This is a genomic window from Halorientalis salina, assembly GCF_005049285.1.
Classification (GTDB): Archaea; Halobacteriota; Halobacteria; order Halobacteriales; family Haloarculaceae; genus Halorientalis; species Halorientalis salina.
Genome location: NZ_SOSC01000009.1, coordinates 104,827 through 118,053 on the forward strand (window position 1 = coordinate 104,827; position 13,227 = coordinate 118,053).

A 13,227-nucleotide genomic window follows, 5' to 3' on the forward strand; every position below is an offset into this window, starting at 1 on the left:
ACCATAACAATCCGAGGACGGGCAGTGGGGACCTGGTATGGGCGAACTGACCCACAATCGCCGAGCAGTCACCCGGTCTGGGCCACGGCGGAGCGAGGAACAGGAGACGGTTGCCGCGGTTCGGAACCCTTTTTATCAGGGTTCTGCACCCTACAGGTGAGGACATGGCTGTACTCTGGCTGGACGAAATCGGGGCGGACGACCTCGAATCTGTCGGCGGGAAGGCGGCCTCGTTAGGGGAACTCACGGCCGCTGGCCTGCCGGTTCCCCCGGGGTTCGTCGTCACGGCGGGAACCTACCGACGGTTCATCGAGGAGACGGGTATCGACGAGGAACTGTTCGCGGCCGTCGACGTCGACGCCGAGGACTCGAAGGCGCTCGCCGAGGCCGAGTCGCGCGCCAAGGAACTCATCCTCGAAACCGAGATGCCCGAGGACCTCAAAGAGGAGATCCTGGCATCCTACGACGAGGTGGGTGACGGCGACTCGTTCGTCGCCGTCCGGTCGTCGGCGACCGCCGAGGACCTGCCCGACGCCTCCTTTGCGGGCCAGCAGGAGACGTTCCTGAACGTCACCGGCGAGGACCTGCTCGACCGCGTCAAACGCTGCTGGGCCTCGCTGTTTACCCAGCGTGCCACGTACTACCGACAGGAGCAGGGCTTCGCTCACGACAAGGTCGACATCGCCGTGGTGGTCCAGCAGATGGTCGCCGCCGAGAAGTCGGGCGTGATGTTCACGTCCCACCCGTCGACCGGCGAACCGAAGGTCATCATCGAGGCCGCCTGGGGCCTGGGCGAGGGCGTCGTCTCCGGCTCTGTCACGCCGGACAACTACGTCATCGACCGCGAGAGCGGCGAGGTGACCGACATCGAGGTCGCCGACAAGAAGACGATGTACGACAAGGACCCGGAGACGGGTGAAACCGAGGAGCGGCCCGTACCCGACGAGAAACGCAACGAGCAGGTCATCTCCGAGGCGGAGATCGACCGGCTCTGCGAACTCGGCGAGCGGGTCGAGGACCACTACGACACGCCCCAGGACGTCGAGTGGGCCATCTTCGAGGGCGAGGTCTACATGCTCCAGTCCCGCCCCATCACGACCATCGCCGAGGGCGACGGCGAGGCCGCGACCGCCGACGGCAGCGGGACCGCACAGGCCACCTCGTCCGACGAGGACGGGGACGTGCTGCTCTCGGGCCTGGGCGCGAGCCCCGGCATCGCATCCGGTGCCGTTCGTATCGTCGACAAACTCGATCAGCTGGACAAGGTCGAGGAGGGCGACATCATCGTCACCGAGATGACGACGCCGGACATGGTGCCGGCGATGAAACGCGCCGCCGGCATCGTCACGAGCGAAGGGGGCATGACCTCCCACGCCGCCATCGTCGCGCGCGAACTCGGCGCGCCCGCCGTCGTCGGGACCGGCGGGGCGACCGAGGCGCTCGAAGACGACCAGGTCGTCACCATCGACGGCGACAAGGGGACGATCCGCGAGGGCGTCGAGACCAAAGAGGAGACCGAACCCATCGAGGAGGCCCGTCCGACCACGCCCGTCAAACCGATGACAGCGACGGAGGTCAAGGTCAACGTCTCCATCCCCGAGGCCGCCGAGCGCGCGGCCGCGACGGGTGCCGACGGGGTCGGCCTGCTCCGCATCGAGCACATGATCCTCTCGACGAACAAGACGCCAGAGCGCTACATCGAGGACCACGGCGAGCGGGCCTACGTCCAGGAGATCATCGACGGCGTGCGCGGCGTCGCCGACGAGTTCTACCCGCGCCCGGTTCGGGTGCGGACGCTGGACGCGCCGACCGACGAGTTCCGCCAGCTCCAGGGCGGCGAGAACGAACCCGAGGAGCACAACCCGATGCTGGGCTACCGCGGGATCCGGCGCAGTCTCGCCACGCCTGACGTGTTCAAACACGAACTGGAGGCGTTCCGCCAGCTGTGGGAGATGGGCTACGACAACGTCGAACTCATGCTCCCGCTGGTCAACGACGCCGAGGACGTGCTGCGTGCGAAGAACCTGATGAAAGAGGTGGGCATCGATCCCGAGAAGCGCCGCTGGGGCGTGATGATCGAGACGCCCGCCGCCGCGCTGGGCGTCGAGGAGATGGCCCGGACCGGCATCGACTTCGCCTCCTTCGGGACGAACGACCTGACCCAGTACACCCTCGCTGTGGACCGCAACAACGGCAACGTCGCCGACCGGTTCGACGAACTCCATCCGAGCGTGCTCGAACTCATCAGCCAGACGATCCAGACCTGCCGCGAGCACGACGTGGACACCTCGATCTGTGGCCAGGCCGGCTCGAAGCCGCGGATGGTCAACCACCTCGTCAACGAGGGGGCGACCTCCATCTCGGCCAACATCGACGCCGTCCGCGACGTCCAACACGAGGTCAAGCGCATCGAGCAGAAGCTGATCCTCGATTCGGTGCGCTAGGCGCCCGCGGCCAGCCAGCCGTCAGGACTCGTCGCCGAATTTTCCGAACAACTCGAACTTGTCCCGTCGATAGAGATCGATCTCGCTCGCCATCGACGGCCCCTGCTCGGCGGCGAAGACGACGGCTTCTGCGATTTCCTCCGGTTCAGTGACCTCGCCCTCGTCGAAGCGTTCGGCGAAGGTCTCGCCGTAGACGGCACCGAACTCCGTGCGGACTTCCGAGGGGTTGATGACCGTGACGGCGACGTCGTCGCTCCCGACCTCCGCGGAGACGCTCTTGGCGAACCCGCGGGTCCACCACTTGCTGGCGGCGTAGATCGGGTTGAACGGTCGGGGGTACTGGCCGGCGAAACTCCCGATGAAGACGAGCGTGCCCGCCGACTCGCGGAGGTGTGGCAGTGCCGCGCGGGTGGTGAAGAACATCCCGTCGACGTTGGTCTCCATCATCGTGCGGTACTGCTCGGTCGACATCTCTTCGACCGACGTGCCGCGAGCCAGGCCGGCGTTGTTCAGGAGGAGATCGAGGCCCCCGAGTTCGTCGACGGTGGCCTCGATTGCCCCCTCGACGGCCGCCTCGTCGCGGACGTCGGTCGGGGCAACGAGCGCGGTCACGTCGTACTCCGTGCGGATGGATTCTGCGATCGCTTCGAGTTCGTCCTCGCTGCGCGCCGCGAGTGCAACGTCAGCGCCCTCGCGAGCCAGCGCGTGTGCGGATGCACGACCGATGCCAGCGCTCGCACCCGTCACGAACGCCGTTGTTCCGTCCAGTGAGTCCGTCATCACCAGTGCTACGGGGGCGCGTCGAATAAACGACGGTGGCCGCCGCGTCCCGAGGCGAACACAATCGATAAGCCGCTGTGGCACATCCCGACTGACACATGCAGCGGGTCGAACCGCAGGATTTCAGTCGGGTTCTTTCTTCGATGTGCACCAGGCCACATCCCCGGGCCCGCGAGGCCGCCGAACGGTTCCTCGCGACCAATCCCGGTGACCCCGGCACGTACGAGGCCGTCTCCGAACTGGAGACGGAGGCGGTCGAACTGCTCGGGACCGTCACCGGACTGCCCAACCCCGAGGGGTACGTCGCCAGCGGCGGGACCGAGGCCAACATCCAGGCGGTCCGCATCGCGCGCAACCGGGCCGACACGGAGCGCCCGAACATGGTCGCGCCCGAGAGCGCCCACTTCAGTTTCAACAAGGCGGCAGACCTGCTGGGCGTCGAGTTGCGGACGGCGCCGACCGACGAGGACCACCGCGCCGACATGGAGGCGATGACCGAACTCGTCGACGAGGACACCGTCGTCGTCATCGGCGTCGCCGGCTCGACGGAGTACGGACGGGTCGACCCGATCCCCGCCATCGCCGACCTCGCCGATGACGCGGACGCGCTCTGTCACGTCGACGCCGCCTGGGGCGGGTTCGTCCTGCCCTTTACGGACCACCGGTGGCACTTCGGGCACGCCGACGTCGACACCATCACCATCGACCCGCACAAGATGGGACAGGCCGCGGTCCCGGCCGGCGGACTCGTGACACACTCGGCGGAGTTGCTGGACGAACTCGCCGTCGACACGCCGTATCTCGAATCGAAATCGCAGGCGACGCTGACCGGGACCCGGAGCGGCGCGGGCGTCGCCAGCGCCGTCGCGGCGATGGAGGAACTCTGGCCGGTCGGCTATCGCGAACAGTACCACGAATCGATGGACAACGCCGAGTGGCTGGCCGAGCAACTGGCCGCCCGCGGCCACGACGTCGTCGAACCCGAACTCCCGATCGTCGCCGCGGACATGACGATGCCCGTCACGGAGGACCTCCGCCAGCGGGGCTGGCGCATCTCCAAAACCGGCGAGGGCGAGATGCGCGTCGTCTGTATGCCCCACGTCACGAAGTCGATGCTGCGCTCGTTCGTCGCCGACCTCGACTGGTTCTGACCCCGTCAACGTGTCGCTATAGAGACGAAATATTAACCCTTACACCACCGGCCTGCAAACGCCGTGGCGTGGCTTCAACGGTAGCCCTCGCACTGGATGGGGTCCTTCAGGGGATGATGCACACGCTCGAAGCGGCAGTCAGAACTGCGACCGGCCCCGCCGGACTGGGCATCATCGCCGCCTACTCGTTTCTCATCGCCGCCGTCCTGCCACTCCCCAGCGAGATCGTGCTCCTGCCGGTCGGCGAACTCCGGCTCGGACTGCCCTACGAGGCGAACCTCGCGCTGGTCATCCTCGTCAGTGGCGCCGCGAAAGCCATCGGCAGCCTCTTCGCGTTCCACCTCGGGCAGAAGGCCAAGCAGTCCGGACCAGTCATCCGCGCCCTCCGTCGCTCCCGGTTCGACGTGGTCGGCTGGTCCGAACGCAAAACGGTGCAGTTGGCACAGGAGTACGGCTACGTCGGGCTCGCCCTGGCGCTGTGTGTCCCCGGGTTCCCCGATACGATCTCGATCTACGCGTTCACCGTCCTCGAAGAGGACCACGTCCTGTTCGGGCTGGCAACGTTCGTCGGCAGCGTCGGTCGACTCCTCGTCACCCTGTTCCTGTTCGGCCTCGGAGCGGCGACGCTCGCCTGATATTCTCACGTGGGAAACAACCGAACTGTCACATCGAAAGTTATTCTTGAGTGACTGCGAGATACCGGATAGAGTGGGGGATGGTGTCACACGCAACACAGGCGGTGCGCGAGCAGTCGCGGGTACTGCTCCTCGCATCGCCGACCGAAATCGACGAGAGTGGGCTGTGTCTCGACACGCTGTCGACGGAGACGGCCCGGGACCAGCACGTACTGACGATCGCATACGACCGGCGAACGACCGAAATGGTCGAGGGGTGGCTCGATCACACCGACGAGTTACCGGCGTCGTTGGCTGTCATCTGTCCCGAGAGCCGAGCGACGGCCGACCGGGACTTGCCCGAGGGCGTTTACGAAACGCACGTCGCCCCGGGTGATCTGACCGGGGTCGGCATCGCCGTCTCGCGATATCTCGACCGCTGGGCCGAGGACGAGCGAGCCGTCACCGGGTGTGTGGACTCGCTGACGGCGATGCTACAGTACGCGGACACGGAACGGGTGTTCCGGTTCCTGCACACGCTCACCGGTCGGTTTCTTGCCGCCGGTGCGAGCGTCCACGTCCATCTGGACCCGGCGACACAGGACGACCGGACGATCGCGACGCTGTCGACGCTGTTCGATTCGGTCGTCCGCCGCGACGGCGACGAGTGGGTCGTCGACCAGTCCTGAGATCCGTGCGGCGGGCGACCGGGCGAAACCAGCGGGTTTTAGGTCCGCATGACGGTACGAAGAGACACATGAGCCACGAGGCATTTCCGACGGACAATCCCGCGGTGGTGACGGTGGGGTTGCCCTACGCCAACGGTGACCTCCACGTCGGCCACCTGCGGGGCTACGTCACCGGCGACACGGTCGCCCGCGCGCTCCGCCGCGTCGGCCAGCAGACCGCCTTCGTCTGCGGGTCCGACATGCACGGGACGCCCATCGCCGTCAACGCCGCCAAGGAGGGCGTTTCCCCCGAGGCGTTCGCCCTGGAGTACCACGAGGAGTACGCCGAGACGTTCCCGAAATTCAACGTCGAGTTCGACAACTACGGCCACACCCACGACGAGACCAACGTCGAAACCACCCAGGAGTTCGTCCGGTCGTGGATCGACGGGGACCACGTCGTCGAGAAGGAGATCCAGGTCGCCTACGACCCGGCGGACGACCAGTGGCTGCCCGACCGCCTCGTCGAGGGGACCTGCCCGTACTGCGGCGAGGACGCCCGCGGCGACGAGTGCGACGAGGGCTGTCAGCGCCACCTCGAACCCGGCGAAGTCGAAGACCCCGTCTCGACGCTGTCGGGCAACCCCGCCGAGTACCGCGAGCGCGAGCACAAGTTCCTGCGGCTCTCGGATTTCCAGGACTACCTCCAGGCGTTCATCGACCGCATGGATGGGACGGACAACGCGAAGAACCAGCCCCGCGAGTGGATCGAGGGCGAGTTGCAGGACCTCTGTATCACGCGCGATATGGACTGGGGGATCGATTATCCGGGTGAAGACGGCGAGGGAGAGGAAGACCTCGTCCTCTACGTCTGGGTCGACGCCCCCATCGAGTACGTCTCCTCGACCAAGCAGTACACCGACCGCGTCGGCGAGGACGCCTTTGACTGGGAAGAGGTCTGGACAGTCGACGACGAGGACGAACTGACGGGCGAGGACAACGGCGAGATCGTCCACGTCATCGGCCGGGACATCATCCAGCACCACGCCGTGTTCTGGCCCGCAATGTTACGCGGTGCCGGCTACAACGAACCCCGGGCCATCCTGGCGACGGGCTTCGTCGGCATCGACGGAAAGGCCCTCTCGACCTCCCGGAACCGGGCAGTGTGGGCCGACGAGTATCTCGACGAGGGGTTCCACCCGGACCTGTTCCGGTACTACATGATCAACGGCAGCGGCATGGAGACCGACGTAGACTTCTCGTGGGACCGCTTCGCCGAGCGGGTCAACGGCGAACTCGTCGGCAACCTCGGGAACTTCTGTTACCGCTCGCTGCTCTTTGCCGAACGCAACTACGACGGTACGCCGGACGCCGACGTGAGCGACGACGTTCGCGAGCGCATCGAGGACGCCATCGACGAGTTCGAGGCCGCGCTCAACGAGTACCGGGTCCGCGACGTGGGCGCGGTCCCCATCGAGTTGGCCGACTACGGTAACGAGTACATCCAGCGCAACGAGCCCTGGAAGCTCACCGACGACGACCCCGAGCGAGCGGCCCAGGTCATCCGCGACTGCGTCCAGATCGCGAAGGCCATCGCCGTGTTGATGCAGCCGGTCATGCCCGAGAAGGCCGACGCGCTGTGGGCCCAGCTCGGTGAGGACGGCTCCGTCGAAGACGCTCGACTCGACGAGGCGCTCGACGCGCCGCCCGCGACCTTCGACGAGCCCGAGGAACTGTTCGGCCAGATCGAGGACGAACGCATCGAGGAACTGAACGAGAAACTCGCCGAGCGCGTCGAGGAAGCGACGGAGGACGGCGAGGACGATGCGGAAGAGGCTAACGAGGATACCATGGACTTCGAACCGGAATCACTGACCGACGAGCGGATCAGCTTCGACGACTTCGGCGACCTCGACATGCGCGTCGGGGAAATCGAGACCGCAGAGCCCATCGAGGACTCGGACAAACTCGCGCGGCTGGAAGTCGACATCGGCGTCGAGACGCGACAGGTCGTCGCCGGCATCAAACAGCTCCACGACCTGGCGGAACTGCCGGGGACGCGGGTCGTGCTGCTGGCCAACATGGAGAAAGCCGAGCTGTTCGGCGTCGAATCCAACGGCATGGTCCTGGCCGCCGGCGACGAGGCCGACCTGCTGACGACCCACGGCGACGCGCCGCTGGGCTCGAAGATCCAGTAGCTCCAGCCGTGGGCTTTTGGTCGTGAGGACCGTACCGTGAGACATGACTGACGACGAGGACGGGTGGCGCTACTCGGTCGACGACTTCCCGGACGACGACACGGCGGAGTCGACACCCGAGACCAGTTCGACTGCCGACGAGTCCAGTGACGGGACCGATCCCGAGGCGGACGACGAGTCGAACGGCAACGTCGCCGGCCACATCGGCGGCGTGGACGACGAACTCGTACCCGGGACGCCGACGCTGGAGAACGCCGCTTTCGTGGCGCTGGGTGCGGTCGCGACGGTTCTCTTTTTCCTGGTAGTCGCGGGCGTTATCTGAGGGAGTTGGAGCGGCGTGACGGGGTCCAACCCCGAAGCTTAACCCCGGGGCACACCTAGCTGGGAGTATGGCAGAGTCCGTTCTCGGAGAGAGCCTCTCACTCCTGCTCGTGGTCGCGGGGGCGCTGTTAGTCATCGGCGAGGCCCTCGCGCCGGGTGCTCACTTCATCGTTCTCGGCGTCGCCCTGCTGGTCGCCGGACTCGCCGGCCTGTTCCTCCCGACGGGACTGGGGATCTTCGCCCCGCTGATACTGGCCGCGATCGTCCTCGTCGTCGGGGGCATCACCCTGTACGGCTACCGCCAGTTCGACTTCTACGGCGGGAAGGGGTCCGGCCAGACGAGCGACTCCGATTCGCTGCGCGGGAAGACCGGCCGCGTCACCGAGCGCGTCACCGAGACGGGCGGCGAGGTGAAACTCGACGGCGGCGGGTTCAACCCCCACTACCGGGCGCGCTGTGTCGACGGCGAAATCGGCGAAGACACCGAAGTCATCGTCATCGACCCCGGCGGCGGCAACATCGTCACCGTCGAGGCCATCGACGACATCGAGGACGACATCGACCGCGAACTCGCCCGCGAGAGCACGCAAACGACCGACACCGAATCGGCGAGCGAACGCGATCCCGACGCCGCCTGATCCGACGCCCGTTTTCCCGAGACGAGTCGCGTGATACCCGTCCAGTCGCCACTATCCTCGTTCGTTTTCTCGATTGCAGCAGAACAGACCATTTTTTGCTACAAACGGACACAATCACGCAGTTGCTAAAGACGCACGTATGCTAACAGTGGGTATTAATTCCCTTATACCCAACTTTTATTACCCACTCTGCCCATACGTGTAGATGTAATGTCCAACCGACTACGGTCGTACAGTGATCGAGGTACTTTCCACGACGCTCGTCCAGCAATGGACGGCTCGGCCGGAAAGCAAGTACTGAAACGAGCGGGGCCGACGCCCGCACCGACGGGGTGGTAGTACGGGACGAGCATCCGGCTCTTGGCTCCGGGTCAGCGAACGCTGACATGACGTGGCTGTTCACCACTGGTGTCGATTAGCGGTTTCGTTGCCTGCAACCATGGCGGGTCGGCTGGTGTGTCCGACTCGCCGACTCTCCTTGCCCTCGTCCCCAACCACTTGGCGAGGAGGGGATTCCTACCGAACCCTTTTCTGTCGGTCGCACTAAACTCGAAACAATGCTCCCCGTGACACCACTGCAGACGGGCGGTCCGATCGGGTTGGTCGTCATCATCCTGCTCCTGATCGCGATCGTTACCGTATACAAGATGGTCGAGATCGTCGACGCGACCGAGAAGCGAGCGTTGACGGTCTTCGGCGAGTACCGCAAACTGCTCGAACCGGGCATCAGTTTCGTGCCGCCGTTCGTCTCCCGCACCCACACCTTCGACATGCGGACCCAGACGCTCGACGTCCCGCGCCAGGAAGCGATCACGCGGGACAACTCCCCCGTCACCGCCGACGCCGTCGTCTATATCAAGGTGATGGACGCCAAGAAGGCCTTTCTCGAAGTCGACGACTACAAGCGCGCCGTCTCGAACCTCGCCCAGACCACCCTCCGTGCCGTCCTGGGCGACATGGAACTGGACGACACGCTCAACAAACGCCAGGAAATCAACGCGCGCATCCGCAAGGAACTCGACGAACCCACCGACGAGTGGGGCGTCCGCGTCGAAAGCGTCGAAGTTCGCGAGGTCAACCCCTCCCAGGACGTCCAGCAGGCCATGGAGCAACAGACCTCCGCCGAGCGCCGCCGCCGTGCGATGATCCTCGAAGCGCAGGGTGAACGCCGCTCCGCCGTCGAGACCGCCGAAGGTGACAAGCAGTCCAACATCATCCGCGCGCAGGGTGAAAAGCAGAGCCAGATCCTCGAAGCGCAGGGTGACGCCATCTCGACGGTCCTCCGGGCGAAATCCGCCGAATCGATGGGCGAACGCGCCGTCATCGAGAAGGGGATGGAGACGCTCTCGGAGATCGGTCAGGGCGAGTCGACGACGTTCGTCCTCCCCCAGGAGCTGTCCTCGCTGGTGGGTCGGTACGGCAAACACCTCACCGGCAGCGACGTCAAATCCGACGGCGAGAGCCTCGACAGCCTCGACTTCGACTCCGAGACCCGCGAGATGCTCGGCCTCGACGACATCGAGGAGATCCTCGGCCAGATCGACCAGGAGGCCGAGGTCGACGTCGAAGCCATGGAGGAGGAGGCGCAGGCGATCAAGGCCGGCGAGGACCCGGCGGACATCAAAGACCCCGACGAGGTCATCGAGGAGATGGACGCGGACATGGAGTCGCCGGACGACGCCGGATCGGGCGACGCGAGCGGTAACACCGGTGGTTCGGACGGGCAGTCGAGCGGCAAGTAACGGGTAGCGATCCGTAGCCGAAGCGGTTTTACCGTTCTCTACGTTACAGGTAGCTATGGTAGAGGAGGGGGTGGACGAGTCCAAGCGGTCGACGCTCCGTCGCTTCGCCGCCATCGGTGCCGCGGGGCCGCTCTCGACGTTCCGGTCGAGCGACGACGCCGAAGCGGAGAGCGACACCCGCGACGCGCTGGCGGGCTACATCGCCGCGACGCCCGGCGCACACTTCTCGAAGATTCGTGACGACCTGCAACTGGGCACCGGCGAGACCCAGCATCACCTGCGACGGCTCCGTCGCGAGGACGCCATCGAGACGCGAAAGGACGGCGACTACAGCCGGTTTTTCCCGGCTGGCCGGTTCTCGGCGTTCGAACAGGTGGCGCTCGGATACCTGCGACGCGAGACGCCCCGCGGGATGCTCATCACGCTCCTCCGGACCCCCGACGTGACGGGGGCCGAACTCGCCGACGAAGTCGGCGTCTCCGCACCCACGATCAGCAACTACGCCGGCGAGTTGGCGGACGCGGGCCTGCTGACCAAAGAGGACGGCTACACCGTCGAGAACCCCGAAGTTGTCCTGCTCTTGCTGGTTCGGTACGCCGACTCTTTCGACGCCGACACCACCGAACTGGCCGCCGACGCCGCCGATTTACTCCAGTACGAGCCCCGATAGAGTCGGAGAGAACCAGTTCGCAGCCGGCTGTCCAGACCGGTCGGAACAGTGAAGAAAACGCCCTGGGCGACACCTGTCAGTGGTAAACAGTTCTATCCGACCCCACAGTCGGCGAGAAGAGAGCGCCGTTACGCCGTGACTTTCCAGGTCGTCGACGAGGAGTAGCCCCACTTTTCCACGTCGATGTCGAACTCGCCGTTCCGGATGGCGGGCATGTTGGTGCCGACCTCCTTGGCGGACATGTCGAGTTCGCTGCCGATGAGGCGCGACTTGAAGTAGGTCTGCTGGTCGGCGTTGGTTCGCAGGTATTCCAGGATGCGCTGTTGTTTCTCGGTGAGCGTCGTCTCCGATCGCGCGCCGGTCGTCTGTGCTGTCGTGCTCATACCTCACTGTATCGGGACCGACCCCTTAGCGGGTTTGGTACGGTGAGTTAATCAACTGCCATCGGGCGGTTTTCGGGAAAACAGTCACTGCAGAGGGGGTGCCGACGACGCTGCCGGACGACCGTTGGTACGTGCAGGTAACGGACTAGACGTCCTCGTCGATGATCTCACCGACCGCGAAGTTGGACTTGACCTCGGTGATCTCGACTTTGACGCGCTCGCCGATCTCGGCGTCGGGGACGATGATGACGTACCCGCGCTCGACGCGAGCGATGCCGTCGCCCTGCTTGCCGATGTCCTCGATTTCGACGTAGCGGATCTCGCCGGCCTCGACCGGGGGCTGTGGCTCGCCGGACGGCTCTTCGGGTTCGGCCGCGTCGGTGGTTTCCTCGCGTTCGCTGGCGATGAGTGCGACCCGATAGGTCTCGCCAGGTTCGATGGATCCCGTGTCTACCTCCCGCTGTGGTACCTCGATGGTGTAGGTGTCGTCGGCGTCGTCGACCTCAGCACTGAACAGACACAGGAGTTTCTCAGAGATTTCCAAGGGTTAGACCTCCATTCGGCGTCATGGAACCCCTCTATTAAAGAACTTGCCCGTCACTCGCCTGCTCGAACCCGGAACTGGGCCGGCGAGTACCGATATCGACTCACTCGACCGGCGTGCCGTCGGGTCGCTTCTGCCCCTCCGAATCGTGGACGACGACCTCGCCGGGCCCCGGATCGACCGGCTCGTAGTTGTCCCGCACGGCGATGGCCTCTTCGAGTTCGCGGATCGCCCGTTCCTTGAGCGCCGCCGCCAGCTCCTCGGCGTCGGACCGGTCGATGTCCCGACCCAGTCCCTCGCACTCGTGGGCGCGAACCATATCTTCGCCGTCGACGGCCTCGCCCATCGGCTGGCTGGTCCCGTCGAGGGCGACGGAGAAGGGGTACGTCCGGCAGATGAGCGGCCGGTCGCCGTGGACCGTACAGGCTCCGGTTCCAGCCTCGTCCTCGGCGTAGAAGGTGCAGTCACCGCAGTCGTCGGTCTGGAGCGCCCACTCGAAGGTCTCCCCCTCCGGGCCGTCCTCGCCCTCGGCCAGCCCGTACGGCATCGGGCGGGCGACGTCCCTGAAATCGTATTCCTCGTCTCCCTCCCCAGCCCCCTGCAGCCGACGGATCTCGTCGGGGAAGACCGTCGCCGTGTGTTCCTCCGTCTCGCCGTCCCCGTCGTCGCCACACTCGACGGCTTTACAGCAGGCCCCACAGCGCGTACACTCGAAGCCGATGGCCTCGATGGCGTCGGCGATATCGCTCGCGTCGAGGTCGCGCGCCTCGTCGAGTTCGGCTTCGAGACTCTCCATACCACGGCTTGTCGACCGCGATGGAAAAGCGTCGCGTCTAGCCGTCGCCGGTCGGCCCGATCGGCGTGGCCGTCATCGCCGGGCCCTCGGCGCGGACGAGTCCGTCGCTGGCAGTTCCGCCGACATCGACGCCCGAACGACGGAGATCGCCCACGGCGAAGCGTGTCAATTTGACTCACAGTCAGTGATCCGTGTCGAGCGAAACAACCTGTCGCGCACGAATCGCGGCGGTAAACGCGCTACCCGTGGACCGATCGTTGTTCAAGCTTTATTACCTG

The 13,227-nt window shown here is 65.6% G+C and carries 13 protein-coding genes; 9 read left to right on the forward strand and 4 right to left on the reverse strand.

Annotated features, from left to right (window positions below; genetic code table 11):
* Positions 1–164 precede the first annotated feature (164 nt).
* Positions 165–2,444 (forward strand): phosphoenolpyruvate synthase, encoded by a 2,280-nt coding sequence (gene ppsA / locus E2481_RS14915; protein WP_136717955.1) that lies wholly within the window; start codon positions 165–167, stop codon positions 2,442–2,444.
* A 21-nt stretch (positions 2,445–2,465) separates the two neighbouring features.
* On the opposite strand, the gene E2481_RS14920 is transcribed toward ppsA, so the two are convergent.
* On the reverse strand, positions 2,466–3,224 hold the full coding sequence (locus tag E2481_RS14920) for an SDR family oxidoreductase (RefSeq protein WP_136717956.1): 759 nt from the start codon (positions 3,222–3,224) through the stop codon (positions 2,466–2,468).
* Between the two features lie 98 nt (positions 3,225–3,322).
* Between E2481_RS14920 and mfnA the strand changes: the two genes are divergently transcribed.
* The 8 genes from mfnA to E2481_RS14960 all read left to right on the forward strand — a co-directional run bounded on the left by mfnA (position 3,323) and on the right by E2481_RS14960 (position 11,226).
* Positions 3,323–4,375, forward strand: coding sequence for a tyrosine decarboxylase MfnA (gene mfnA, locus E2481_RS14925; protein WP_136717957.1), 1,053 nt, complete (start codon positions 3,323–3,325; stop codon positions 4,373–4,375).
* A 113-nt stretch (positions 4,376–4,488) separates the two neighbouring features.
* Positions 4,489–5,010, forward strand: a complete 522-nt coding sequence (locus tag E2481_RS14930) for a YqaA family protein (RefSeq protein WP_136717995.1) — start codon at positions 4,489–4,491, stop codon at positions 5,008–5,010.
* Between the two features lie 80 nt (positions 5,011–5,090).
* Positions 5,091–5,678, forward strand: coding sequence for a DUF7504 family protein (locus E2481_RS14935; protein ID WP_136717958.1), 588 nt, complete (start codon positions 5,091–5,093; stop codon positions 5,676–5,678).
* A gap of 68 nt (positions 5,679–5,746) precedes the next feature.
* Positions 5,747–7,855, forward strand: coding sequence for a methionine--tRNA ligase (metG, locus tag E2481_RS14940; protein ID WP_136717959.1), 2,109 nt, complete (start codon positions 5,747–5,749; stop codon positions 7,853–7,855).
* A 43-nt stretch (positions 7,856–7,898) separates the two neighbouring features.
* Positions 7,899–8,177 carry a DUF7312 domain-containing protein gene (locus E2481_RS14945; protein ID WP_136717960.1) on the forward strand — a complete coding sequence of 93 codons (279 nt, stop codon included), beginning with the start codon at positions 7,899–7,901 and terminating at the stop codon, positions 8,175–8,177.
* Positions 8,178–8,244: 67 nt separating this feature from the next.
* Complete coding sequence (locus E2481_RS14950) at positions 8,245–8,814, forward strand: NfeD family protein (RefSeq protein ID WP_136717961.1); 570 nt, start codon at positions 8,245–8,247, stop codon at positions 8,812–8,814.
* Between the two features lie 557 nt (positions 8,815–9,371).
* The gene (locus tag E2481_RS14955; protein WP_136717962.1) at positions 9,372–10,556 is read left to right on the forward strand and encodes an SPFH domain-containing protein; all 1,185 of its coding nucleotides are present in this window, start codon (positions 9,372–9,374) and stop codon (positions 10,554–10,556) included.
* A gap of 55 nt (positions 10,557–10,611) precedes the next feature.
* On the forward strand, positions 10,612–11,226 hold the full coding sequence (locus E2481_RS14960) for a winged helix-turn-helix transcriptional regulator (RefSeq protein WP_136717963.1): 615 nt from the start codon (positions 10,612–10,614) through the stop codon (positions 11,224–11,226).
* Positions 11,227–11,354: 128 nt separating this feature from the next.
* Here E2481_RS14960 and E2481_RS14965 read toward each other — a convergent pair whose 3' ends face one another.
* From E2481_RS14965 to E2481_RS14975, 3 genes are all read right to left on the reverse strand, one after another.
* Complete coding sequence (locus E2481_RS14965) at positions 11,355–11,609, reverse strand: DUF7123 family protein (protein WP_136717964.1); 255 nt, start codon at positions 11,607–11,609, stop codon at positions 11,355–11,357.
* A gap of 145 nt (positions 11,610–11,754) precedes the next feature.
* Positions 11,755–12,153 (reverse strand): TRAM domain-containing protein, encoded by a 399-nt coding sequence (locus tag E2481_RS14970; RefSeq protein ID WP_136717965.1) that lies wholly within the window; start codon positions 12,151–12,153, stop codon positions 11,755–11,757.
* A gap of 103 nt (positions 12,154–12,256) precedes the next feature.
* On the reverse strand, positions 12,257–12,949 hold the full coding sequence (locus E2481_RS14975; protein ID WP_136717966.1) for a YkgJ family cysteine cluster protein: 693 nt from the start codon (positions 12,947–12,949) through the stop codon (positions 12,257–12,259).
* Positions 12,950–13,227: the final 278 nt, after the last annotated feature.

Excerpts from the sequence above, each read along its gene's own strand:
- ppsA (WP_136717955.1), top strand. The coding sequence starts at position 165 with ATGGCTGTACTCTGGCTGGACGAAATCGGGGCGGACGACCTCGAATCT.
- E2481_RS14920 (WP_136717956.1), bottom strand. The coding sequence starts at position 3,224 with ATGACGGACTCACTGGACGGAACAACGGCGTTCGTGACGGGTGCGAGC.
- mfnA (WP_136717957.1), top strand. The coding sequence starts at position 3,323 with ATGCAGCGGGTCGAACCGCAGGATTTCAGTCGGGTTCTTTCTTCGATG.
- E2481_RS14930 (WP_136717995.1), top strand. The coding sequence starts at position 4,489 with ATGATGCACACGCTCGAAGCGGCAGTCAGAACTGCGACCGGCCCCGCC.
- E2481_RS14935 (WP_136717958.1), top strand. The coding sequence starts at position 5,091 with ATGGTGTCACACGCAACACAGGCGGTGCGCGAGCAGTCGCGGGTACTG.
- metG (WP_136717959.1), top strand. The coding sequence starts at position 5,747 with ATGAGCCACGAGGCATTTCCGACGGACAATCCCGCGGTGGTGACGGTG.
- E2481_RS14945 (WP_136717960.1), top strand. The coding sequence starts at position 7,899 with ATGACTGACGACGAGGACGGGTGGCGCTACTCGGTCGACGACTTCCCG.
- E2481_RS14950 (WP_136717961.1), top strand. The coding sequence starts at position 8,245 with ATGGCAGAGTCCGTTCTCGGAGAGAGCCTCTCACTCCTGCTCGTGGTC.
- E2481_RS14955 (WP_136717962.1), top strand. The coding sequence starts at position 9,372 with ATGCTCCCCGTGACACCACTGCAGACGGGCGGTCCGATCGGGTTGGTC.
- E2481_RS14960 (WP_136717963.1), top strand. The coding sequence starts at position 10,612 with ATGGTAGAGGAGGGGGTGGACGAGTCCAAGCGGTCGACGCTCCGTCGC.
- E2481_RS14965 (WP_136717964.1), bottom strand. The coding sequence starts at position 11,609 with ATGAGCACGACAGCACAGACGACCGGCGCGCGATCGGAGACGACGCTC.
- E2481_RS14975 (WP_136717966.1), bottom strand. The coding sequence starts at position 12,949 with ATGGAGAGTCTCGAAGCCGAACTCGACGAGGCGCGCGACCTCGACGCG.